Origin of the sequence: Nocardioides sp. PD653-B2 (genome assembly GCF_002117935.1) — a bacterium.
Classification (GTDB): domain Bacteria; phylum Actinomycetota; class Actinomycetes; order Propionibacteriales; family Nocardioidaceae; genus Nocardioides.
This window is the reverse complement of record NZ_BDJE01000044.1, coordinates 18,671-40,545: the sequence shown is the minus strand read 5'-3', so window position 1 is coordinate 40,545 and position 21,875 is coordinate 18,671. Positions and strand designations below refer to the sequence as shown.

25 protein-coding genes and 1 pseudogene are annotated in these 21,875 nt (G+C 72.6%); 7 read left to right on the top strand and 19 right to left on the bottom strand.

The features are described 5' to 3' along the window. The 4 genes from PD653B2_RS25410 to PD653B2_RS18860 form a co-directional block, all read left to right on the top strand. Positions 1-208: hypothetical protein (locus tag PD653B2_RS25410; RefSeq protein WP_165764025.1), on the top strand; the 208-nt coding region annotated here is incomplete at its 5' end. Between the two features lie 121 nt (positions 209-329). Beyond that, entirely contained in the window at positions 330-635 is a 306-nt protein-coding gene (locus PD653B2_RS18870; protein WP_133059037.1) for a hypothetical protein, read from the top strand. Between the two features lies 1 nt (position 636). Next, on the top strand, positions 637-1,425 hold the full coding sequence (locus tag PD653B2_RS18865; protein WP_085873944.1) for a sensor histidine kinase: 789 nt from the start codon (positions 637-639) through the stop codon (positions 1,423-1,425). 77 nt (positions 1,426-1,502) lie between these two features. Further along, positions 1,503-2,021, top strand: a complete 519-nt coding sequence (locus tag PD653B2_RS18860; protein ID WP_085873943.1) for a cupin domain-containing protein — start codon at positions 1,503-1,505, stop codon at positions 2,019-2,021. 21 nt (positions 2,022-2,042) lie between these two features. Here the strand turns inward: PD653B2_RS18860 and PD653B2_RS18855 are convergent, their stop codons facing one another. The 6 genes from PD653B2_RS18855 to PD653B2_RS18835 form a co-directional block, all read right to left on the bottom strand. After that, positions 2,043-2,726 carry a glycosyltransferase gene (locus PD653B2_RS18855; protein ID WP_242665348.1) on the bottom strand — a complete coding sequence of 228 codons (684 nt, stop codon included), beginning with the start codon at positions 2,724-2,726 and terminating at the stop codon, positions 2,043-2,045. Between the two features lie 5 nt (positions 2,727-2,731). Further along, on the bottom strand, positions 2,732-4,066 hold the full coding sequence (locus PD653B2_RS18850; protein ID WP_165763543.1) for a bifunctional PIG-L family deacetylase/class I SAM-dependent methyltransferase: 1,335 nt from the start codon (positions 4,064-4,066) through the stop codon (positions 2,732-2,734). Next, positions 4,063-5,085: an acyl-CoA dehydrogenase gene (locus PD653B2_RS18845; protein ID WP_133059038.1), complete on the bottom strand. Its 1,023-nt coding sequence runs from the start codon at positions 5,083-5,085 to the stop codon at positions 4,063-4,065. The genes PD653B2_RS18850 and PD653B2_RS18845 overlap by 4 nt, the downstream gene beginning before the upstream one ends. A 47-nt stretch (positions 5,086-5,132) precedes the next feature. Then, positions 5,133-5,294 (bottom strand): hypothetical protein, encoded by a 162-nt coding sequence (locus PD653B2_RS25150; RefSeq protein WP_165763542.1) that lies wholly within the window; start codon positions 5,292-5,294, stop codon positions 5,133-5,135. Positions 5,295-5,485: 191 nt separating this feature from the next. Continuing rightward, the gene (locus tag PD653B2_RS18840) at positions 5,486-6,136 is read right to left on the bottom strand and encodes a response regulator transcription factor (protein ID WP_085873939.1); all 651 of its coding nucleotides are present in this window, start codon (positions 6,134-6,136) and stop codon (positions 5,486-5,488) included. A gap of 39 nt (positions 6,137-6,175) precedes the next feature. Then, entirely contained in the window at positions 6,176-6,490 is a 315-nt protein-coding gene (locus PD653B2_RS18835) for a MerR family transcriptional regulator (protein WP_085873938.1), read from the bottom strand. A gap of 82 nt (positions 6,491-6,572) precedes the next feature. On the opposite strand from PD653B2_RS18835, the gene PD653B2_RS18830 reads away from it, so the two are divergent. Beyond that, on the top strand, positions 6,573-7,013 hold the full coding sequence (locus tag PD653B2_RS18830; protein ID WP_085873951.1) for an Hsp20/alpha crystallin family protein: 441 nt from the start codon (positions 6,573-6,575) through the stop codon (positions 7,011-7,013). Between the two features lie 64 nt (positions 7,014-7,077). Here PD653B2_RS18830 and PD653B2_RS18825 read toward each other — a convergent pair whose 3' ends face one another. Genes PD653B2_RS18825 through PD653B2_RS18815 form a run of 3 tightly spaced genes read right to left on the bottom strand, consistent with a single transcriptional unit; the run spans position 7,078 to position 10,359 of the window. Next, positions 7,078-7,422, bottom strand: a complete 345-nt coding sequence (locus tag PD653B2_RS18825) for a hemerythrin domain-containing protein (RefSeq protein ID WP_085873937.1) — start codon at positions 7,420-7,422, stop codon at positions 7,078-7,080. A 25-nt stretch (positions 7,423-7,447) separates the two neighbouring features. After that, positions 7,448-8,056, bottom strand: a complete 609-nt coding sequence (locus tag PD653B2_RS18820; RefSeq protein ID WP_207559440.1) for a hypothetical protein — start codon at positions 8,054-8,056, stop codon at positions 7,448-7,450. An 11-nt stretch (positions 8,057-8,067) separates the two neighbouring features. Continuing rightward, positions 8,068-10,359 carry a catalase gene (locus tag PD653B2_RS18815; RefSeq protein WP_085873935.1) on the bottom strand — a complete coding sequence of 764 codons (2,292 nt, stop codon included), beginning with the start codon at positions 10,357-10,359 and terminating at the stop codon, positions 8,068-8,070. A 130-nt stretch (positions 10,360-10,489) separates the two neighbouring features. On the opposite strand from PD653B2_RS18815, the gene PD653B2_RS18810 reads away from it, so the two are divergent. Beyond that, on the top strand, positions 10,490-11,143 hold the full coding sequence (locus PD653B2_RS18810; protein WP_242665346.1) for a response regulator transcription factor: 654 nt from the start codon (positions 10,490-10,492) through the stop codon (positions 11,141-11,143). Here the strand turns inward: PD653B2_RS18810 and PD653B2_RS18805 are convergent. Genes PD653B2_RS18805 through PD653B2_RS18795 form a run of 3 tightly spaced genes read right to left on the bottom strand, consistent with a single transcriptional unit; the run spans position 11,140 to position 13,621 of the window. After that, positions 11,140-11,784, bottom strand: a complete 645-nt coding sequence (locus PD653B2_RS18805) for a 3-oxoacid CoA-transferase subunit B (RefSeq protein WP_085873934.1) — start codon at positions 11,782-11,784, stop codon at positions 11,140-11,142. The two genes, PD653B2_RS18810 and PD653B2_RS18805, sit on opposite strands and share 4 nt — an antisense overlap. Then, the gene (locus tag PD653B2_RS18800; protein WP_085873933.1) at positions 11,781-12,440 is read right to left on the bottom strand and encodes a 3-oxoacid CoA-transferase subunit A; all 660 of its coding nucleotides are present in this window, start codon (positions 12,438-12,440) and stop codon (positions 11,781-11,783) included. Before PD653B2_RS18800 ends, PD653B2_RS18805 begins: the two co-directional genes overlap by 4 nt. Continuing rightward, positions 12,437-13,621: a thiolase family protein gene (locus PD653B2_RS18795; protein ID WP_085873932.1), complete on the bottom strand. Its 1,185-nt coding sequence runs from the start codon at positions 13,619-13,621 to the stop codon at positions 12,437-12,439. The genes PD653B2_RS18800 and PD653B2_RS18795 overlap by 4 nt, the downstream gene beginning before the upstream one ends. A 70-nt stretch (positions 13,622-13,691) precedes the next feature. On the opposite strand from PD653B2_RS18795, the gene PD653B2_RS18790 reads away from it, so the two are divergent. Beyond that, positions 13,692-14,597 carry a LysR family transcriptional regulator gene (locus PD653B2_RS18790; RefSeq protein ID WP_085873931.1) on the top strand — a complete coding sequence of 302 codons (906 nt, stop codon included), beginning with the start codon at positions 13,692-13,694 and terminating at the stop codon, positions 14,595-14,597. A 9-nt stretch (positions 14,598-14,606) separates the two neighbouring features. Here the strand turns inward: PD653B2_RS18790 and PD653B2_RS18785 are convergent, their stop codons facing one another. The 7 genes and pseudogenes from PD653B2_RS18785 to PD653B2_RS18760 all read right to left on the bottom strand — a co-directional run bounded on the left by PD653B2_RS18785 (position 14,607) and on the right by PD653B2_RS18760 (position 21,871). After that, a complete protein-coding gene (locus PD653B2_RS18785) occupies positions 14,607-15,512 on the bottom strand; it encodes a dioxygenase (protein WP_085873930.1) in 906 nt (301 codons plus the stop codon). Next, on the bottom strand, positions 15,509-16,564 hold the full coding sequence (locus tag PD653B2_RS18780; protein ID WP_085873929.1) for a maleylacetate reductase: 1,056 nt from the start codon (positions 16,562-16,564) through the stop codon (positions 15,509-15,511). The genes PD653B2_RS18785 and PD653B2_RS18780 overlap by 4 nt, the downstream gene beginning before the upstream one ends. 2 nt (positions 16,565-16,566) lie before the next feature. Then, entirely contained in the window at positions 16,567-18,369 is a 1,803-nt protein-coding gene (locus PD653B2_RS18775; RefSeq protein WP_085873928.1) for an FAD-dependent oxidoreductase, read from the bottom strand. Positions 18,370-18,506: 137 nt separating this feature from the next. After that, on the bottom strand, positions 18,507-19,496 hold the full coding sequence (locus PD653B2_RS18770) for a helix-turn-helix domain-containing protein (protein WP_085873927.1): 990 nt from the start codon (positions 19,494-19,496) through the stop codon (positions 18,507-18,509). Between the two features lie 63 nt (positions 19,497-19,559). Then, positions 19,560-19,943, bottom strand: coding sequence for a 4-carboxymuconolactone decarboxylase (gene pcaC, locus PD653B2_RS26080; protein ID WP_414689171.1), 384 nt, complete (start codon positions 19,941-19,943; stop codon positions 19,560-19,562). A 78-nt stretch (positions 19,944-20,021) separates the two neighbouring features. Next, positions 20,022-20,756, bottom strand: a pseudogene (locus PD653B2_RS26075) (alpha/beta fold hydrolase); the annotation flags it as partial. A gap of 23 nt (positions 20,757-20,779) precedes the next feature. Next, positions 20,780-21,871: a lyase family protein gene (locus PD653B2_RS18760; RefSeq protein WP_085873925.1), complete on the bottom strand. Its 1,092-nt coding sequence runs from the start codon at positions 21,869-21,871 to the stop codon at positions 20,780-20,782. Between the last annotated feature and the right edge of the window lie 4 nt (positions 21,872-21,875).

Below are 21,875 nucleotides of genomic sequence, written 5' to 3'. Positions count from 1 at the left end.
CGACGCCACCACCGCCCGCTCCCCGCACGGGCACCACGGGCTCGACGGGATGCACGACCGGGCCGCGGTCGCCGGCGGCTGGTGCAGCTTCGAGCGCGTCGACAGACACACGGTCCTTCGCTTCTGGCTGCCCCGCGACGGTTCGGAGGGCTCGCGGGCCCGGGCCGCCCGGTCTGAAGCATCACTCGGGCTGGTGTCCAGGTACTAGACCGAACGAGGCGTTGACGTCTGTCGACGACCTCGGCCGCGCACCACGATGAAGTCATGAACCTCAACGTCGTCGCCGCACTCGGGGTGGTGCTCCTCGTGGCCGTGACCTCCCCGCGGACGTGACTCACGAGGTGTGCCGGCTGGCCGAGGACCAGCAGGTGCCGCCGTCCGCGCTCTGGCAGTGGGCCGAGGCGCACAGCCCCGCGCTGCTCGCCCTGGCCCTCGCCGCCGGCTACACCCGGCTGGAGCTGGCGTTGACCAAGGCGAGCGACTGCGCGATCGACCAGGACTCCCTCGAGATGCACGCCGAGCTCAACAACTGCCTGGTGGGAGCGATGGTCGTGCGGACTCTGCGTCGGGCCACGACCACCGAGGTCGACCACCGCCCGCCCTTCGCCAACGGCCTGCAGCACCGGACGGCATGACGTGCACTCCGACGACCTCACCGAGACGGTCGTGAAGCGCGACCTCGTCGCGACCGTCAACCACGAGCTGCGTACGCCGCTGACCAGCATCCTGGGCTACACCGACGTCCTGCTGGACGGTTCCGTCGGCGACCTGACCCCGCTGCAGCACCGGATGGTCCAGCGGGTCGAGAGCAACAGCCAACGGCTGCTGACGCTCGTCGAGAACCTGCTGACCCTCGCCGGCGTCGGATGCGGCGCGTTCAGCATGGGCCACCGCCCCGTCGACCTGGTGGGTGTCGTCAGCGACTCGCTGGCCAGGTCCGGACCGGCGATCAAGAACGGCGGCCTCGGGCTGACGGCCGACCTGGGCGCCGACCCGGTGCCGGTGCTCGGTGACGAGACCCAGCTCGGCCAGATGGTCAGCCGCCTGATCGACAACGCCGTCGTGTTCAGTCCGCCCGGTGGACAGCTCGTGGTCACCCTCCGCCCGGACTGCGGCGATGCCGTCCTGACGATCGCCGACACCGGACTCGGGATCGCCGAGGCGGACCAGGAGCACCTCTTCACGAGCTTCGTGCGCGCTCCGGCCGCCCAGACCCGCGAGATCCAGGGCCTCGGTCTCGGGCTGGCCGTCGTCGGATCGATCGTCACCGCCCACGGAGGCGAGGTGACGCTGTCCTCCACGGAGGGCGTCGGCACCGTCGTGACCGTCCGGCTCCCCCTGGCCGCGGACGACGCGGCCACCACGCCGTGGCCCCAGCTGCCCGGCAGCGCCGTCTACCAGGGCCCCCGGGCACGGGGGGCCTGACCCCCGACCGGAGCTCCGGGACCCCTGCTTCGTGAGATCACCTGCGGCGTACGACGGACCTCCCTACGCTGCCGAGCATGACCGCCCTCGCCCAGCTCCCCCACCTGCGCCGCGCCGTGCTCGTCCCGGTCGCCGCCGCCTCGCTGCTCGCCTCGGGCGTGGGGATCGGCATCGCCGTCTCCGCCGTCGCCGCCGACGACCCGGCACCCGTCGTCGTCACCCGCCAGCCGCTCGCCCAGGTGGACGCGCCCCCGGGCGCGCCGCACCGCACCCTGGGCCTGAGCAAGGTCGTGGTGATGCCCGGCGCCGAGCTCGCCTCGCACCACCACCCGGGCGAGCAGCTGGGCTACGTCGCCGAGGGCGTCCTGACCTACACGGTCGAGACGGGCTCGGCGAAGGTGATGAAGGGCTCGGGCGAGGACCCCACGCTGGTCACGAAGGTCAAGCCGGGCGACACCGTCAAGGTCCGCCCGGGGCAGTGGCTCGTCGAGGAGCAGGGAGAGGTGCACCATGCCACCAACCGCGGCACGGTCCCGGTCGTGATCTACCTGTCGACGCTCTTCCGGACCGGCGCACCGTCGGCGATCTTCGACTGAGGCTCGGGGGCGCCGGCGGCCTCACTCGGGCTGGGCGACCAGGTCGGCGAGGTACGTCGCGAAGCCGCCGCGCACCCGGCCCGCCGTCCGCCCCGACGTCCGCACCGAGGTCCCCGTCGTCCAGCGACACCCGGCGGCGCGCATCGCCTCCACGAGCAGCACGTCCTCGTGGAGCTCGACCGGCTGCAGACCGCCCGAGCGCGCGTACGCCGCGAGCGTGAACGCGAGGTTGGCGCCGTGCACGTGCTCCTCGGGCCGACGGTGCCGGGCCCACCAACGCTCGACCACGCCCACCGGCAGGTCGTCGGGATCCGGGTGCACGGCGCCGACCACGAGGTCGTGCCCCGCCCCGACGCGGGCATGCAGGTCCACGAGCCAGCCGTCCGGGACGACGCAGTCCGCGTCGGTGGTGGCCACCAGGACCCGCTCCGCGCGATGGCCGCCCGCGAGCTCGACCACCCGCCCGACGCCGGCGGCCCGGGCCACCCCCACGCTGGTGGCGTCGACGACCACCGTGTCGACGCCGTACGCCGCGACCACCGCCGCCGTGCCGTCCGTGCACGCGTCGAGGACGACGGTGCTGCGGACGACCACGCCGGGCACGGCCCCGCCCAGGTGGGCCGCCGCGGTGGCGACCGATGCGAGGCAGGCGCCGATGAGCTCCTCCTCGTCGTGTGCGGGGACGACGACGTGGACGACGTCCACGGCGGTCAACTCGTCGGCCTCGGGAGGACGTCGGTGCGGGCGAGGACCACGATCTCGACGTCCCGGTCACGGTAGGTCGCCTGCACGGGGAGCCGGGCGTCCGCGGTGAACGCGCCCCGCACGGCCCGGGCGTCCGGCACCCAGCCCTCGACCCGGTGCCGCCAGTGGCAGAGCACCACGACGCCGTCCGGCGCCAGCGATGTCTCGACCCGCTCGACCAGGTCGCGCAGCTCACGAGGACTGAGGAAGTAGGCCACCTCGGAGACGACCACCAGGTCGAAGGCACCCGGCGGCCACTCGTCCGGCACCTGCACGAGGTCGACCCGGACGTGGGCGTGGTCGGCGAGCCGGCGCCGGGCAGCCTCGACGGCCGCCGGGCTGCTGTCGACGGCGAGCAGGTCGAGGCAGCGCTCGACCAGCCGTTCGGCCAGCGCGCCCGTCGAGCAGCCGACCTCGAGGCCGCGGGCGTACGACGGCCGGGGCAGGGCCGCGAGCGTCAGGTCGCGCTTGCGTGACTCGTACCACCGGTCGTCGACTCCCCAGGGGTCCGGGTCGGAGCGGTGCAGGTCCTCGAGGGCGGTGTCGCTCGGCGCGTCCACGACGTACACCTCCGCCGATCCGTGGAAGTGGGCCAGGAAGCCGGGGTGCAGGAGCACCTCGTCGCCGGGCTCGTTCGAGAGCGACTCCACCTGGGACGTGTGCGCGGCGATCGCCAGGTGCTTGCAGGCCCGAGCCCGCTCGGAGAGCTGGAGGCGGCGGATCGCGGCCCAGGGCGCGTCGCCGGGCGTGCCCCAGTGCCACCACCAGACGGGGTACTCCACCAGGGCGGCGTCGGTACGCCGGGCCGCGGTGGCCGCGGCCCGTCCGGCTGCCTCGTGGTCGGGATGGCCGTCGTGACGCCACGGTGCCGCGAGCAGGGTCAGCTCACCGTCGCCGATCAGGTCGACCAGCCGGGCGGCGACGGCCGCCTCGGAGTCGGCGACGGTGCCGTCGCCGAGGGCCAGCATCGTGACCGCGGCCCCGGGCGCGACCGCACCCAGCGCGTCCTTCGCCTCGCCGAGGCGCCGCTGGGCGAGCTGGGCCCGTGAGTGCGTCGGCGACCTCGGGTGGCTGAGCTCACCCGCGGTCAGCAGCACCAGGTCGATCTCGAGCCCGCGCTCGTGGGCGGTGGCGAGGAGCCCGCCCGCGCCGAGCGACTCGTCGTCGGGGTGCGCGGCCACGACGACGACCCGGCGTACGCCGTCGAGCACCAGCGCCGGCCGGTCGTCCCACCGGCCGTCGGTCGACCAGGCCTCGGGCGCGGTGCCGGTGCCGTCGTGGGTGAAGTCCGGGCGGCTCACCACGGCGACACGTCGCTGACGAGACGGCCGAGCGCCGCGGTGTCGCGCTCGGCGTGGTGCTGACGGAGGTAGACGCGCAGGTCCGCGACGCGGCCGGCGTGCTCGTCCTCCGTCGTGAGCGGCGCCGGCCCGAGCGCGTGGTCGGCGGCGAGCAGGACCGTCTCCGCGGCGTCGGCGACGACCTGGCGCACGCGCAGCGCGGCGAGCGCCCCGGCGACGCCCGCGGCCCGGCCGGCGTCGACCTCGACGGCCGCGCCCAGCAGCACGGACGAGGCCGCGGTGAGTGCGGCGTCGACCCGGCCGAGGTGCAGCTGACCGATCTGGTCGAGCTCCCGCTCGGCGGCCTGGCGCCAGAGCCGGCGCGCGACGCCGACACTCCCGCCGTACCAGACCGCGGCCACGCCGATCCCGCCCCAGGCGAAGCCGTCGCGGCGCAGGTACCACTCCGGCTCGCCGACCGGACGCGCCACGACGTCGTCGAAGTCGACGGGCGTGCTGCGCACGGTGCCCAGCCCGCGCGCGACCCACGGGGCGTCGGCCGTGCTCACGCCGGGCTGGTGGAGGTCGACCGCGAACAGCTGGCGCTGCTCGTCCCCGACCCAGGCGGTCACCAGGGCGTGAGAGAGGTCGGCGGCGAGGGAACACCAGGGTTTGCGGCCGTTCAGCACGTAGCCGTGGGGCGTCGCCTCGGCTCGGAGGCGGGCGCCCGGGGTCTCCGCGGCCCACACTCCCCAGGCTCCGTCGCGGGGCTCGTCGAGGATCGCCAGGGCGTCGAGGTGCGGCTCGACGACCCTGGCCACGGTGAGGTCGACGGCCCCCAGCGTCGCGAGCGCCTCCCAGAGCGGCCGGGTGTGCCCGCGGCCCGGCGCCGACAGCTTCGTCCCCCAGCGCACGGCGAGCTCGAGGGCGCGGGGCACGTCGCCGCGGGCGTCGTCGGCGTCGGCCGCGAGCGCCGTCAGCGTCGCGTCGGCTCGATCGCCGGGGCCGAGCGTCACGGCCGCGGTCCGGTGAGGAGGCATGACTGCGCCGTACCCAGTTGGCGCACGACCCAGCATCGCGGCGTCGGTCAGCGGAGGAACCCGGTGACGACCTCGCCGTTCTGTGGGTCGACCTGGTCGGTCTGGTCGCCCAGGAGGACGCCGGCCAGCAGCAGGATGCCGAGCACGACGAGGATCCCCAGGACGACGAGGACGAGGGCGCGGCGGCGGGTGCGACTGGGATCGGTCATGTGCGCGCCGTACCCCGTCGGCGGCGGGCGATGCGCCCGGGGGCCGCGTGAGGACGTCGGGACGAGAAAGTCCACCCGATCGGGTGGTTTTCGGCCCGGCCGCGGTGGCTACCTCTGACGCGGGTAGTGGCGGGCCTCGGGGATCCACCTTGCGCAGCGTGGGACCCGGGGTCCGCCATGCCGATGTTCGCTCAGCCGGTACGGAACGTGCGGACGTGATCGGGCGCCAGCCCGTGGTTGAGCCCCCACGCGACCGCCTGGGAGCGTCGGCTGACGCCCATCTTCCGGTAGGCCGTACGGAGGTAGGTCTTCACCGAGTTGATGCTCAGGTAGACCTTGTCGGCGATCTCCTGGTTGGTGAGCCCCTGGGTGAGGAGCGCGACGACCTCGGCCTCGCGTGCCGAGAGCCCGAACTCCTGACCGGGCCACGCGCCCACGTCGAGGCTGGGTCGCACGTCGTCGGACGGCGTGACCGTCGTCCCCGCGTGGATCCTCTCGAGCGCCGCCACCATGTCGTGCGCCGGCATGCCCTTCCAGAGGTAGCCGGCAGCGCCGGCCGAGATCGCCCCGTCGACCAGCTCGCGCTGGACGTTCCAGGTGAAGACGACGACTTTCGGCTCGCCGGTGCGCGACAGGCTGCCGACGTCGATGTCGGGACCCTGGTCCTGCCCGAACGTGTCGTAGAGGACGATGTCGACGTCGCTCACCGTCGGCTCGTTCGAGTCGAGCTCGACGACCTCGATCCGATCGGCGTACGGCGCGAGTGCGGCCGCCGTGCCGGTCACGACGATCTCGTAGTCGTCGTTGATGGCGACACGGATCGGTCTCGTGGAGTCAGCCATGGCGGGAGCCTAGCCAGCCGTCGGAGACACCCACGACGACTAGCGCCGCCGAGGGACGGCGTCGCGACGGCGGAGCTGGTCCTCCAGCACCCGGACCCGGTCCTCGAGCCGCATCACGTGGGCGATGCCGGCCAGGTTGAGACCGTCGGCGAGGAGCTCACGGATTCGGTGCAGGCGATCGATGTCGTGGGGGCTGTAGAGCCGAGACCCTCCCGGCGTGCGCTCGGGATCGACGAGACCCCGGCGCTCGTACACGCGGAGGTTCTGGATCTCCATGGACACCATCGCGGCGGCCACCGAGATCGCGAACACCCCCCGGTGCCGGCTGCGATTCTCGTCTTGACTTCGACTCATGCGTTGACTATATAAAACCTATAACCGTCAATACAGGTCTAGGGCGCACCCGCCCGTGACACGAGAACCAGGAGGACATGTGATGCTGCTTCGTACAACCGACCCGTTCCGTGACCTCGACCGCCTGGCCCAGCAGGTCCTGGGCACCACCAACCGCCCGGCCGTGATGCCGATGGACGCGTGGCGTGAAGGTGACCGGTTCGTCATCGAGTTCGACCTCCCCGGCGTGGCCCGCGAGTGCATCGACCTCGACGTGGAGCGCAACGTGCTGACCGTCCGGGCCGAGCGGGTGGCCCGCAACGGCGACTGGGAGGCACTGGCCTCCGAGCGACCGCGCGGGGTGTTCAGCCGCCAGCTGGTGCTCGGCGACAACCTGGACCTCGAGCACATCGAGGCCGGCTACGCCGACGGCGTGCTGCGGCTGGTCGTGCCGGTCGCAGAGAAGGCCAAGCCCCGCAAGATCGCGATCGCCGTCGACCCGGCGGGCGAGCGCCACGAGGACACCGCCGCGATCACCGCCTGACCCGAGCCGAGAGCCCCGGGACCACGCCCTTACGCAGGAGAGCGGCTCCCGGGGCCTTCGCGGGTCAGGAGATGACCGCGTCGATCGTCTTCTTCAGGGCACTGGGCTGGGACGGCCGGCGCGGTGCCTTCTTCTCAGCCGCGGCCAGCTCCATCACCAGGACGTCGGCGACGTGGTGCTCCTCGTAGGACTCGAGGACGTCGTCCTCCAGGTCCGGGACGAGCTCGCGCACCCGCGGGTACATGACCTCGTTCTCGAGGTAGGTGTGCACCGTGAGGAGCTCGATCATCCGGTCGACGAGGTCGCCCTTGGTCTTCAGGGCGTTGTCGCCCGCCTCCTCGAAGTCCTTGAACGTGCGCAGGATCTTCTTGTGGTCGTCCTTGAGCATCACGATGGCGTCCGTGGACATGGGTCCTCCTCCTGTTGCGGCACCGTCAGTGACGTGACCGACGGGCCTGGGCGTAGGACGGCTCACGGAGCCGCACCACGCTCGGGTACTGCTCCAGCCCGTCCACCGGGTGGCGGACGGGGTCGAACGAGATGGACTGGTCGGGGGCGCGCTCGGTGGTGACCCGCAGCACCGCGAAGGGCTGCCAGTCGCCGGCACGGTGCGCCCAGGCGAGCTCGTAGGTCTCGGCTCCCACCGACCGGGCCCCGAGCAGCACCGCGCCGCTCTCGGTGCGGTACGGCAGCAGCGTGGTCATCGGCCGCCCCCGCGGATCGCGGCTCGCGGTCAGCACGAAGCGGGTGACGCGGCCCCACCCGGTGGACGCGAAGAGCAGGTCGCCGGACCCGGTCCGGAGGGCCAGCCCGTGGATGTCCGGGAGCCGCGCCGGCAGGCCGACGGCCCGCGAGAGCCGCACCACCACGTCGTCCTTGCCCGGCTCGTCGAGCCACGGGACCCCGGTCGGCACCGCGGACCCGTGGCGGTAGACCCGGGCCCGCAGGACGACGCCCCGCGGGTGGAGGGGCTTGCGCGCCGGGCGCACTCTCGCGAGCGCACGCGTGCCCCCCGCCAGCAGCGCACCGCCGGCGGAGGCCACGACGTCGCGCCTCAGCTCAGCACCGTCACGAACCGCTCCCAGACGCGGTGCGCGCCCATCGCTGCGTGGAGCTCGGCGAAGACCGACGCGCCGTCGGCCCCGGTGAGGACCCCCGGTGCGTCGTCGACGCCGGCGGTCTCGAGCGCGGTGACTCCCGCGCCCCAGGCGCCGATGGCCTTCGCGTGCCGGAAGCTCTCCTGGAGCAGCAGGACCACGCGCGGGTCGAGCACCGGGGCGCCGTCCTCGCCGGCCTTGCTGTCCCGGGCGGCGATCGCGTCGGGCGCCGGGGCCGGGCTGCCCGCGACCAGCACCGCGTCGAACTCCACGGACCGGGTCGCACCGAACGTGCGCTGCACCGGCGTGCCGTCGGGCAGCTTCCCGCCGTGCGGCGCGACCACGAGCGGCACCATGCCGGCGGCGGTCACCGCGGCCACCACGTCGCCGACCCCGGCGAGGTCACCGGCGGGGTCGACCACGATCGCGACCATCCGGCCGTCGGTCGGCCAGGTCTCGCCCACCTGGGACAGCGCGGGGCTGGGGTCGAGGTCGACCAGCTCCTCGGTCGCCTCGGGCGCGGGCAGCCCCAGCCCGGCCGCGACCTGGGCGCAGAGGTCCGGGTCGATGTTCGCCAGCGCCAGGAGCTGGCGCTCCTTGACCGCCTGCTCGAAACACTTGGCGAGCTCGAAGGTGTAGGCGAGCACGATGTGCTCCTTCTCGACCGCGGTCATGCTGAGCCAGAACTGGCGCGTCTGGCTGTAGTGGTCGTCGTACGACGCCGGGTTGGCCCGGACCTTCACCGCCTCGGCGACGCGCGCCGGGACGTCGACGAACGCACCGTCCTTGGCACCGCCCGCGAAGAACGGGCAGCCGCCGTCCAGCGAGTTCGGCTTGTACGGCGCCACCCCGCCGTGCACGGCGCTCTGGTGCAAGCCGTCTCGGAGCATGTCGTTGACCGGGGCGTGCGGCCGGTTGATCGGGATCTGGGAGAAGTTCGGGCCGCCCAGCCGGGTCAGCTGGGTGTCGACGTAGGAGAAGAGCCGGGCCTGGAGCAGCGGGTCGTTGGTGATGTCGATGCCGGGCACCAGGTGGCCGACGTGGAAGGCGACCTGCTCGGTCTCGGCGAAGAAGTTCGTCGGGTTGTGGGTCAGCGTCAGGAGGCCGATCGGCTGGACCGGCGCGAGCTCCTCCGGCACGAGCTTGGTCGGGTCGAGGAGGTCGATGCCGGCGAACAGCTCCTCGGGGTTGTCCTCGAAGACCTGCACGCCGAGCTCCCACTGCGGGAAGGCGCCGGACTCGATCGCGTCGTAGAGGTCGCGACGGTGGAAGTCGGGGTCCATGCCGGCGAGCAGCTGGGCCTCCTCCCAGGTGAGGGAGTGGACGCCGAGCTTCGGCTTCCAGTGGAACTTGACCAGCGAGGTCTCACCGGCCGCGTTCACGCACCGGAACGTGTGGACGCCGAAGCCCTCCATGGTCCGGTAGGAGCGCGGGATGCCCCGGTCGGACATGTTCCAGATCGTGTGGTGCTGGGCCTCGGTGTGCAGGGACACGAAGTCCCAGAACGTGTCGTGGGCGCTCTGCGCCTGCGGGATCTCCCGGTCCGGGTGCGGCTTGCCCGCGTGGATCACGTCAGGGAACTTGATGCCGTCCTGGATGAAGAAGACGGGGATGTTGTTGCCGACCAGGTCGAAGGTGCCCTCGTCGGTGTAGAACTTCGTCGCGAAGCCGCGGGTGTCGCGCACGGTGTCGGCGGAGCCGCGCGACCCGAGGACCGTCGAGAACCGCACGAACACGGGGGTCTCGACGTCCTTGGCGAGGAAGCCCGCCTTGCTCACCGACCGCGCGTTGCCGTAGCCGATGAACGTGCCGTGGGCACCGGCCCCGCGGGCGTGGACCACGCGCTCGGGGATCCGCTCGTGGTCGAAGTGCGTGATCTTCTCGCGCAGGTGATGGTCCTGGAGCAGGGTCGGGCCGCGCTCGCCGGCCTTGAGCGAGTGGTCGGAGTCGCGCAGCCGCACGCCCTGGGAGGTGGTGAGGAAACGTCCCTGGGCGGACACGGCCTCGGCCGGCGCGTCGGTCGGGGCACCGGTCGCGGTACGGCGCTCAGGGCCGGCCTGGTCGGGCTTCGGGGGAAGGGGCTCGACCGGCCTGGTCGGCTCCTTCACCGTCGGGGTGCCCGACCCCGGGGTCCCCGGGATGTCCGGCCGGTCCAGCTCGGCGAGTCTCTCGGCCACGCGCGCTGCGGCACCTTCGACGGTGGACTTGACGGCCTTCTTGACGGCCTTGGCGGGCGTGCTCGGATCCATGGAGCCTCCTGGGGTAGGTCCCTGCCGTACCCCCACCCAGGACTCCGGACCCCACCCTGACGGGTGACAGTTGCGCGCCGGCCCTCGACACACGCCGTACTGTCGGAGGCATGCCGGACCTGCGAGTGCCGTGATCCGCCTGGCGATCGTCAACGACTACGAGCTCGTGGTCGCGGGCGTCGCCGCGATGCTCTCCGACGACCGGCACCGGATCCAGGTGACCGCGCTCGATCCGCAGGCATCGAGTCTCGACGGCGTCGACGTCGTCCTCTACGACACCTTCGGCCCGGTGAACAGCTCGATGGACTTCCTTGCCGAGCTGGTGCGCAAGGGCGGTGCTCCGGTCATCGTCTACACCTGGAAGCTGCGTCCCGACGTGGCCCGCGAGGCACTGGTGCGCGGCGCGTCCGGCTACCTCTCCAAGGCGTTGACGGGTCCCGAGATCGCGGATGCGGTCCAGGCGGTCCTGCGCGGCGCCATCGTGGTCAGCCCCGACGTCGAGCCGCCCGAGACCCAGGTCGGCGGGGACTGGCCGGGGCGGGCCGACGCCGAACTCACCGCCCGCGAGGCGGAGATGCTGACGATGATCGCTGCCGGGATGAGCAACCAGCAGATCGCCGACCGGAGCTACCTGAGCATCAACTCCGTCAAGACCTACATCCGCACGGCCTACCGCAAGATCGGCGCGCAGCGCCGGTCCCAGGCCGTCCTCTGGGCCGTGCAGAACGGGTTCACGGCCACGCCGGACACCACCGCGGCGACGGAGCCCGTCCGGACGCCCTAGCCCCGGACGAGGGGCACCTCGAGGCGGTCGGTGAGCTCGTCGTACGAGATGCCGAACGTGTCGGTGACGACCACGCCGTCGGAGGTGATGTCGAAGGTCGCGACGTCGGTGTAGACCCGGTCGACGCAGCCCACCCCGGTCAGGGGGTAGGTGCAGTCGAGGACCAGCTTGGGCGTGCCGTCCTTCGCGAAGAGACCCATCATCACGAAGACGCTCTTCGCGCCGATCGCGAGGTCCATCGCCCCACCCACCGCCGGGATCGCGCCCGGGGCGCCGGTGTGCCAGTTCGCGAGGTCGCCGGTCGCGGAGACCTGGAAGGCGCCCAGCACGCACACGTCGAGGTGGCCGCCGCGCATCATCGCGAACGAGTCGGCATGGTGGAAGTACGACGCCCCCGGCAGCTCGGTGACCGGGATCTTCCCGGCGTTGATCAGGTCCGGGTCGACCTCGCCCTCGGTCGCCGCCGGACCCATGTTGAGCATGCCGTTCTCGGTGTGCAGCACCACTCCCGAGCCCTCGGGCAGGAAGTCGGCGACCAGCGTGGGCTGGCCGATCCCGAGGTTCACGAACGACCCCGGCGCGATGTCCTTCGCGACCAGCGCCGCCATCTCGTCCTTGCTCAGGGCCTGGTCCCGGCTCATCCGGTCACGATCCTGTCCACGTAGATCGACGGCGTCACGATCGCCTCCGGGTCGAGCTCCCCGGTCTCCACGACCTCGGCGACCTGCACGATGGTGGTCGTGGCCGCGGTCGCCATCACGGGCCCGAAGTTGCGGGCGGTCTTGCGGTAGACCACGTTGCCCATCCGGTCGGCCCGGTGGGCGCCGACCAGGGCGACGTCACCGCGGATCGGGTACTCCAGCACGTAGGTGCGCCCGTCGATCTCGCGGGTCTCCTTGCCCTCGGCCAGCGGCGTACCCACCCCGGTGGGGCAGAAGAACGCCCCGATCCCGGCGCCCGCCGCGCGCATCCGCTCGGCCAGGTTGCCCTGGGGCACCAGCTCGAGCTCGACCTTGCCCGCGCGGTAGAGACCGTCGAAGACCCACGAGTCCTGCTGCCGTGGGAAGGAGCAGATCACCTTGCGGACCCGGCCCTTCGCGAGCAGCGCGGCCAGGCCCGCGTCGCCGTTGCCGGCGTTGTTGCTCACCACCGTGAGGTCGCCGGCGCCCTGCTCGATCAGCGCGTCGATCAGCTGCACCGGCATGCCCGCCATGCCGAACCCGCCGATCAGCACCGTCGCGCCGTCCGCCACGTCCGCGACCGCCTCGGCGGCCGTCGCACAGATCCGCACCCTCACGACACGTTCTCCAGCACCACGGCGAGCGCCTGGCCGACCCCGATGCAGATCGCGGCCACCCCCCACCGGTCGCCCGACTCCTGCAGCCGAGCGGCCAGGGTGGCCAGGATCCGGCCGCCCGACGCCCCGAGCGGGTGGCCGATCGCGATGGCCCCACCCTTGGCGTTCACGATGTCCGGGTCGACCTTCCACGCGTCCACGCACGCCAGCGACTGCACCGCGAACGCCTCGTTGAGCTCGATCGCCGCCACGTCGGCCCAGGTGATGCCGGCTCGGGCCAGCGCCCGCTCGGCCGCCTCGACCGGGGCGAAGCCGAAGAGCTGCGGCTCCAGGGCCGAGACCCCGCGGCCCGCGATCCGGGCGACCGGGTCGACCCCGATCAGCGACCGGCCCGCCGTCTCCGACCCGAGGAGCACGGCGGACGCCCCGTCGTTGAGCGGGGACGCGTTGCCCGGCGTGATCGTGCCGTCCGGGCGGAACGACGGCTTCAGCCCCGCGAGCGTCTCCGCTGACGACCCCGGGCGGATGCCTTCGTCGCGCTTCAGGTCGACGCCGTCGACCGGCACGACGAGGCCGTCGTAGAAGCCGGACTCCCAGGCCTCGTGCGCCCGGTGGTGCGACCGGGCCGCGAACGCGTCCTGCCGCTCCCGCGAGATGCCGTACTTCTCCTGCAGCTGCTCGTTGGCCTCGCCGAGCGACACCGTCCACTCGGCCGGCATCCGGTCGTTGACCAGCCGCCACCCCAGCGTCGTCGACACCGCGGTCACGTTGCCCGCCGGGAACGCCTTCGACGGCTTCGGCAGCACCCAGGGCGCCCGGGTCATCGACTCGACACCGCCGGTCAGCACCACGTCGGCGTCGCCGCACTCGATCGTCCGCGACCCGATCATCGCGGCGTCCAGCGACGAGCCGCACAGGCGGTTCACCGTCGTCGCGGGCACCGAGACCGGCAACCCGGCGAGCAGGACGCCCATCCGCCCGACGTTGCGGTTGTCCTCACCGGCCTGGTTGGCGCACCCCCAGACCGTGTCGCCGATCGACGCCGGGTCGAGCGCCGGCGCCTTCGCCAGCGCGCCCGTGATCGCGACGGCCGCGAGGTCGTCGGGGCGTGCCTCGGCGAGGGCGCCGCCGAAGCGGCCGAAGGGGGTGCGCGCGGCGGTGTAGACGAAGGCAGACCTCATGCACCGAGGGTAGGCCGCACGACTCGATCGACTCCAATACTGAATAGGGCTTGATTGATAAGATCAAGACATGGAACTGCGGCACCTCCGGTCGTTCGCCGTGCTCGCGGACGAGCGGCACTTCGGGCGGGCCGCGACGCGGCTGCACATCGCCCAGCCGGCGCTCTCCCAGCAGATCAAGCAGCTCGAGCGCGAGCTCGGGGTCGAGCTGTTCGCCCGCACCACCCGGCGGGTCGAGCCCACCGAGGCCGGGCTCCGCTTCGCCGAGCACGCCCGGGCGGTGCTGGCCGACGTCGCCCGCGCGGAGGCCGACATGGAGCAGCTGGCGTCGGGGCACGCCGGCCGGGTCTCCGTCGGCTTCATCGGCACCGCGACCTACGACGTCCTCCCCCGCGTGGCGCAGGAGGTGCGGCGCGAGCTCCCCGGTCTCGAGCTCGACCTGCGTGGCGAGCTCTTGTCCCCCCGGCTCGTCGACGGGGTCCTGGATCACACGTTCGACCTGGCCCTGCTGCGCCCGGACGCGGTCAACCGCGGGGACCTGAGGATCCGCCCACTCCGCTCCGAGCCGTTGGTCGCGGTGCTGCCGACGAGTCACCGACTGGCCCGGCGACGGCGGATCGACCTCGCCGCACTGTCCGACGAGGCGTTCGTGATGCACCCGTCGGGACATCGTTCGTCGATGCACGACCAGGTCCTCGCGGCCTGCGTGGCCGCGGGGTTCGAACCGACCTCCGTCACCGAGGTCGGCGAGACCGCCACGCTCGTCGTCTTCGTCGCGGCCGGCCTCGGGGTGGCACTGGTCCCCGAGCCGGTGCGCAGCCTCGGCCTCGACGGCGTCTCCTACGTCGCCCTCACCGACCCGCCCCGGGTCGACCTGGCCCTGGCCAGCCGCTCGGGCGACGCCTCGCCCGCCGTGCTCCGCGTCGCCGAGATCGTCGTCAGGAGCGTCACGGCCGGCGGACCGCGGCAGAGGTAGCGCCGGCGGTCAGGACCCGGCGGGCGCGAGCACGATGTCGAACCGCGTCCGCGACCAGGTCCTGCCGCCGAGGTCGCGACCGTCCGGCGTCGCGGCGTCGGCGGGTTGCTCGACGAAGTCCTTGACCAGCGACTCCTTGACACCGAACACGCTGTCGCTGCTCAGCAGGTCGTCCCCGCGCACGAAGATGTGCGTGACGAGCGTCCGCAGACCGGGCGCTGTCACCATGAAGTGGAGATGGGACGCGCGCATCGGCGAGCGATGGGTGGCAGCGAGCATCGCTCCGACCGGACCGTCGTGGGGGATCGGGTAGGGGGTCGGGGTCACCGCCCAGAACCGGTAGCCGCCGTCGTCGTCGCTGAAGAGGTGCGCCCGGCCGGCGGTGCGTCCGTCGTCGTACTGGACGTCGTAGAAGCCGTCCTCGTCGGCCTCCCACACCTCGATGCGGGCCCCCGCGACGGGCCTGCCGTCGGTGTCCCGCACCGTGCCCTCGACCCAGCAGGCCTGACCGGTGGCGCCGCCGGCGATGTCGCCCCCGCACTCGACGTGGGGTGCGTCGTCGACGAAGAAGGGACCGAAGACCGTGGCCTCGGTCGCGTCGGCGTACGCCTCGTTGTTGATCGCGATCGTCTGCATCGAGGCACCGAGGGTGTCGGAGAGCAGGATGAACTCCTGTCGACGCTGGTCGGTGATGTGCCCGACCGCTGTCAGGAAGTCGATGCCCTGCTTCCACTCCTCCTCCGTCAGGCGCACGTCGCGCAGGAAGTCGTGGAGGTGGAGGACGGCGGACCGCATGATCTGCTCGAGCCGAGCATCCGGAGTGTCGGCGAAGGAGGCGAGGACACGCTGGACGAGCTCGTCCTCGCGCTCGCGTTGCTCTGCGGAGATGGGGGCGGGTTCGGCGTCAGCGGTCATCGCGGGTCTGCTCCTCCCCAGGCGCCTCGCAGGAGGCGCTCGAGGTTCTCGGGGGTCACGGTGGTCGGGTTGCTCGGGGGGACGGCCGGCAGGATCGCCTCGACCGCGCCGGCGATCTGGTGTTCCTGGAAGCCGTAGTCGCGCAGGGCTCGCGGCGCGTCGAGCCTGGCCCGGAGCGCCTGGAGTCCGTCGAGCCCCGTGCCGGTGCCGAACGCGCGGGCGATCCGTGCGTCCGCCTCGGGCGCGGCAGGGGCGTTGAGCGCCAGGACGTAGGGAAGGACGACGGCGTGCGTGGGGGCGTGCGGAAGGTCGTAGCGGCCGCCCAGGACGTGGCAGATCTTGTGGTGCAGACCGGAGCCGGCCGAGGCGAACGAGACCGCCGACAGATAGGCCCCGAACAGCGCCCCCTCGCGCCCCTCGAGATCGGTCGGGGCGTCGACGATCCGGGGCAGGCCGGCAGCCAAGGCCCGGATCCCCTCGGACGCGAGCGCGCGGTCGATGGGGTCGGCGTACGGCGCCCACATGGAGTCCACGCAGTGGGCGAGGGCGTTCAGCCCGGAGGCCACGCTGAGGTCGACCGGCAGCGAGAGCGTGAGGGACGCGTCGTAGACGATCGCCCGGGGGAGCACCCGCGCGTCGACGCCCGTGGTCTTCTCCGCCTTCTCCGTGAGTCCCCACACGGGGGTCGCCTCGGAGCCGGCGTAGGTGGTCGGCACCGCGACGATCGGCAGGCCGGACGTGAGCGCCACGGCTTTGGCCAGCCCCGTCGTCGAGCCGCCCCCGATGCTGACCACCAGGTCGACCTGGTGCCGGGTCGCCGCCGCACGGGCCCGTTCGGCCACGGCCACGGGGACGTGCATCGCGACCTCCTCGTGGACGAGGACGAGCGGCAGGCCGTGGGTGATCTGCTCGGCCAGGTCGGACTCGTCCGGAGCCGCGATCACCATGACCCGGCGCGAGCCGAGCAGCTCCACCTCGGCGGCCAGGGCGTCCGCTGCCCCGCCCGCCGCGAAGTGGATCCGCTGCCCGAGGGTCTCGTGGTCGAACTGCATGCTCACGCTGGTACGCCCCTGCCCAGCACCAGGACGAGCGCGTCGCGCAATGCGCTCTCCGGGTCGGCCGGCATCGACATCGACCGCCAGGCGATGTGCTTGTCGGGGCGGACCAGGAGCACCCCGCTCTCCGTGACCTCGCGGAGCTTGGCCCAGTCGTAGTACAGGTCGGTGACCTCCCGGCCCGGGCCGATCACGATGGTCTCCAGAGGGACTCCGAGCTCGTGCCCGACCTTGTCGGCCGCGCTCTGCCACTGCTCCCCGGCAATGCCGGTGATGAGGGTGAACCGGTCATAGGGAGCCAGGTCCATCATGGCCGACCTGCGCGTGTTGTCGCCGACCCAGGCATGCGGCAGGTGCGAGCCCGGGACCGTGGACGCCTCGTAGTAGAGGTCGGCGTCCCGGACCGGTTCGGGGCGCCGGGTGCCGTCGGGGACGATCGCGGCCGACTCGTAGAACTGACCGAGCTCGACGCCGTGGGCGTTGAACTCGTAGTTCTTCAGCTCCATCGCCGCGACCAGGGCCTCGCGCTTGGCGGCGCCCTCGGGGGTGTTCGCCTTGCGCTCCTCGATCTGGCGGACCATGTCCTCCTCGGTCTCGGCCTCGGTGACACCGAGGGCCACGAAGAGGTCGACGAACTCGCGGCCGGACTTGTTGGCGCGCTTGACGATCCGCTCGGCCACGGGCGCTCGTTCGGTCGAGTAGGTGTCCAGCAGCGACGGGCCTGCCTGCCCCTTCAGCACGGCGGCGAGCTTCCACGCCAGGTTGTACGAGTCCTGGATGGAGGTGTTGGAACCCAGCCCGTTGCTCGGCGGGTGCCGATGGACCGCGTCGCCGGCGCAGAACACGCGGCCGGACTGGAGGTGGGTCGCATACATCTCGTTGTTGCCCCACAGCGAGGTGCCGGTGATCTCGACCGCGAGATCCGGCATGCCGAGCAGGTTCCGCACGATCTGGGTCGCGGCGGCCTCGTCGACCACCGGCGGGGCCTCGGCGATGTCGTAGCCCCACACGATCAACCACTCGTTCCAGGGACGGACCATGCGCACGAGGCCGGCACCGATGCCACCGACGTTCGAGCCGGGCTGGATGACCCAGTAGAGGACGGAGGGGCGGTGGTCGCAGTACGCGGCGATGTCGGCCTTGAAGGTGATGTTCATGGAGCCGGCGATGTCCATGGCGCCCTCGAACGGCAGCCCGATGTCCGCGGCGACCTTCGAGCGGGCCCCGTCGGCACCGATCAGGTACTTCGCACGGATCGGGTACTGCTCACCGGTGAGCCGATCGAGCACCTGCACGCTGACTCCGTCAGCGTCCTGGGTGTGGGAGTCGTACTCGGTGGAGAACCGGGACTGGGTGCCCCGGGCGGTCGCGTTGCGCACCAAGATGGGCTCGAGGTACGTCTGTGGGATGTCGACGGTCAGGCAGGGCGAGGCGAGCCGGTAGTCGGCCTCGCGGTCGGGGCGGGTCCCCCACGTGCGGATGCGACCGATCTCCTCGCCGGCGATCGACGTGCAGAAGACGGTGTCGCCGACCAGCTCGTGCGGCGTGGCGTCGGCCAGGACCTGGTCCTCGATGCCGAGGTCGCGGAAGATCTCCATGGCCCGCTGGTTGGTGATGTGGGCCCGCGGAGTGTTCGCGGTCCAGCGGTACTTGGTGATCATGATGTTCGGAACACCCAGGCTCGACAGGAACAGCGCAGCGGCCGAGCCGGCCGGGCCGGAGCCGACCACCACCACATCGGTCTCGACCGTGGCCGCGGTGGGCACCTCGGTCTCCCGTTGGCCGTCATCGAACACAGGCATGGTGGCACCTTCCCCGGCCGGTCGTACGCCGGCGCTCGACGTCCAGTGTCAGCAGCCGCAGATCGCGAGTCGACGGGTGACGGCCATCTCGGCCGGAACGCGAAGTGATGGCCGATCCAGGCACGTCACGCGCGGACTCACACCAGCGGGATCGCCCGCGCAGCGGTCGCCCGACGGCGCACGTCGCTGGCCCGCTCACCGAAGTGCGTGGAGAAGGCGTGGGAGAAGTGAGCAGCGGAGGAGAACCCGCAGTGGTGGGCGATCTCCGCGATCGTCATCGACGTCGCGGCCGGCCTCTCGAGGAGCTGGTGCGCGGCGTCGAGGCGGAGTGCGAGCACGTGCCTCGGCAGGCTGGTGTCGGCGTCCGCGAAGACGCGCGAGAGATGGCGGGTGCTGATCCCGACCGCGGCAGCCACCTGGGCCGCCGACAGCGACGGGTCGGCGAGATGCTGCTCGATGTAGCTGCACGCGGCGGCGCGGTGGGCGGCCGCGAGGTCGTTCTCGCCCTTCTTCCCCGTCAGAGCGGCGACGAGCTCGAGCAGGCTCCGCTCCTCGACCGGGCTGGGGTCGTGGTCGCGCGCAGCGCCGCCGACGAGCCGGGCCAGGGTGTGGGCGAAGGAGTTCGACCCGGCAGCGAAGTCGACCACGAGCGGGCGCGGCACCCGGTCGATGCCGGTGACGTCGGCGAACACGTCCCGGGGGATCTTGAGGACGAGCTCTTCCAGGCCCTGGGAGAAACCGCGCATGAACGGCCGGTCCGCGTCGCACATCAACAGCTGTCCGGGCTGGACGGTCCGGACGCCGTCGTCGTGGTAGAAGAACGCCTCACCGGCCAGGCTGAAGAACATCGCGACCGACTCGGCCGGCCGCTGCCGGATCATGGCGAGGTCGCGCTCGACGACGTGGGAGCTGCCCCGCACCCGCGCCAGGTGGACCCGCTCGAGCTGGACGTTGATCTCGGTGGCCTCGAGCACCGCGGCGGTCAGCGTCCGGCAGCGCAGCCCGATGAGGGCGTCGGCGTTGTGGCTCTCCCACAGGTCGACGCGCTGCTCCTCCGGCAGGCCCACGGTCGAGAACGCCACCGGTCCCGGCCCGCCCGTTCGCGGACCCGACGTGACCTGCGTCATACGGATCAGAGTACCTGCGCGCCGGCGGACCCACGCTGCGCCTGTCGGCGGATGCCCCGGGGTCTAGAGCAACCCCTCGTCGGCCAGCACCTGCTGGGCGACCCGGAACGCCGTGTTGGCGTCGGGCACCCCGCAGTAGATAGCCGTCTGGAGCAGCACCTCCTTGATCTCCTCGACCGTGAGTCCGTTGCGCAGCGCCGCCCGCACGTGCATCGCCAGCTCCTCGTGGTGACCACGGGCGACCAGCGCGGTGAGCGTCACCATCGAGCGGCTGCGGCGGTCGAGACCCGGCCGGGTCCAGACACCGCCCCAGGCGTACTGCGTGATGAAGTCCTGGAAGTCGCGGGTCAGGTCGGTGGCGCTGTCCGTGGCGCGGTCGACGTGCGCGTCGCCCAGCACCTCGCGGCGTACGGCGAGCCCGGCGGCGCGGACCTCCGCGACCGTCATGTCCTCGACGACCTCGGACGGCGGGACCGGCAGCGGCGCCTCGCCCAGGAAGTGGCTGCGCAGCAGCGCGGCGACCTCGTCGGGCGCCTCGGCCGGCGCGAGGTGGGCGACGCCGGGGAGCTCGACGAAGCGGCCGTCCTTCACCCCGTCGGCGATCTCGCGCAGCCCGTCGGGGGGCGTCGCGACGTCGACCTCCCCGGCCACGGCGAGGACGGGAGCGCCGATCTCGGCCAGCCGGTCGCGGACGTCGAACCCGGCCAGCGCGCCACAGACCTGGACGTAGCCGTCGTCGTCGGTCTCCTGGAGAGCGACCAGCAGTGCGGAGCCGCGCGCGGGCTCACGGTCGAGGAAGTCGGGCCCGAACCAGCGCTCGGCGGAGCCGGCCACCATGACCGGGGTGCCCGAGACGCTGACCTGACCGATCCGGCCGGCCCACAGGTCGGGGGTGCCGATCCGGGCCCCGGTGCAGAGCAGGGCGGCGGCGTCGATGCGCTCGGGGGAGTCCAGCAGCAGCTGGAGGCCGACCGCGCCGCCGACCGAGTCGCCGGCGTAGAAGAAGGAGTCACCGACCTCACCGCGCTGCTCGAGGATGTCGTCGACCACGCGCAGCACGCCCTGCGCGAGCTCGGCCATCGTGAACGGCTCCTCGGGCACGGAGCGGTTGTGGCCGTGGCCCGGCAGGTCCCAGGCGAGGACGTCGAACGCCTCGGTCAGGCGCGTCGCGCACGCGGTCCAGAGCGTGGTCGCGCTGGTGCCGAGCGACGGGCCGAGGACGAGCAGCGGCAGGTCGGCCCGGTTGCGGGCGCCGCTCATCCGGACGGCGGTGATGGCCGGGATCATGCGGGCTCCTCCAGGGTGCGTGCGCGGGCGATCACGGCATCGATCATGGGACCGATCGTGCCGAGGTAGGTCGGAGCGGGGTCGTGCCCCGCGACGTCGGCCATGGTGCGCTGCTCGGCCAGCACGTCGTCACCGGCGGCAGCGAGGGCGGCGGCCATCCGGTCGTCGTGGACGCGGAGACCGTCGAGGAGGTCGGACGTCTGGGAGACGGCGACCAGCGTGCGCCGGACCAGGTCGCGCAGCGGGGCCCACTCGGCGTGCCAGGCTCCGTCGGCGCGGTCGTCGACCTGGTTCGCGGCCGCCAGGTGCAGGGTCGCGGCCAGCTGGGGTGTCGTGAGCGCGGCGCGGCGGATCAGCACGGACAGGACAGGGTTGGCCTTGTGGGGCATGGTCGACGACCCGCCGCCGGTGCCTTCGGAGACCTCACCGATCTCGGGTCGCGACATGGTCAGCACGTCGTTGGCGATCCGCGCGCAGGCGTCGGTGGTGCCGGCGAGGGCATCGCCGATCCGGGTGATCGGGGCGCGGGTCGTGTGCCACATCGGCACCCCGTCCGGGGCCACCCTGCCGAGCTCCACGATCGCGGCCCGCGTGCCGGCTGCACCTCCGACCTGGTCGGGGAAGGACAACCGGGTGAGGTCGTCGTACGCGTCCAGGGCCGCGGTGAGCCAGGCCGCGACCCGGAAGCCGAACGTGGTGGGGACGGCGTGCTGGGTCAACGTGCGCGCGACCATCGGGGTGTCCCGGTGCTGCTCCGCCAGGTCGGCCAGGACCCTGCAGATCGACGCCAGGTGCAGCAGCACCGAGGCGACCGCCGCGTCCGACATCCGCATCAGGGCCGAGTCGACGACGTCCTGGCTGGTGAGCCCCCGGTGCACCGCCGGGTCCTGGTCGCGCAGCACCCCGACCAGCGCCATCACCGGGTTGCCGCCCCGCTCGGCCTCGCCCGCCAGCCACTCCAGGTCGTCGGGCACCTCCAGCGGGTGGCCGAGCCAGTCCGCCTCGACGCCGACCATCGCCCGGAGGAATGACGCCGAGGTGAAGTGGTCGCCGGCCCGGTCGTCGCCGGGCCAGAAGAGATCCGCCATGCGC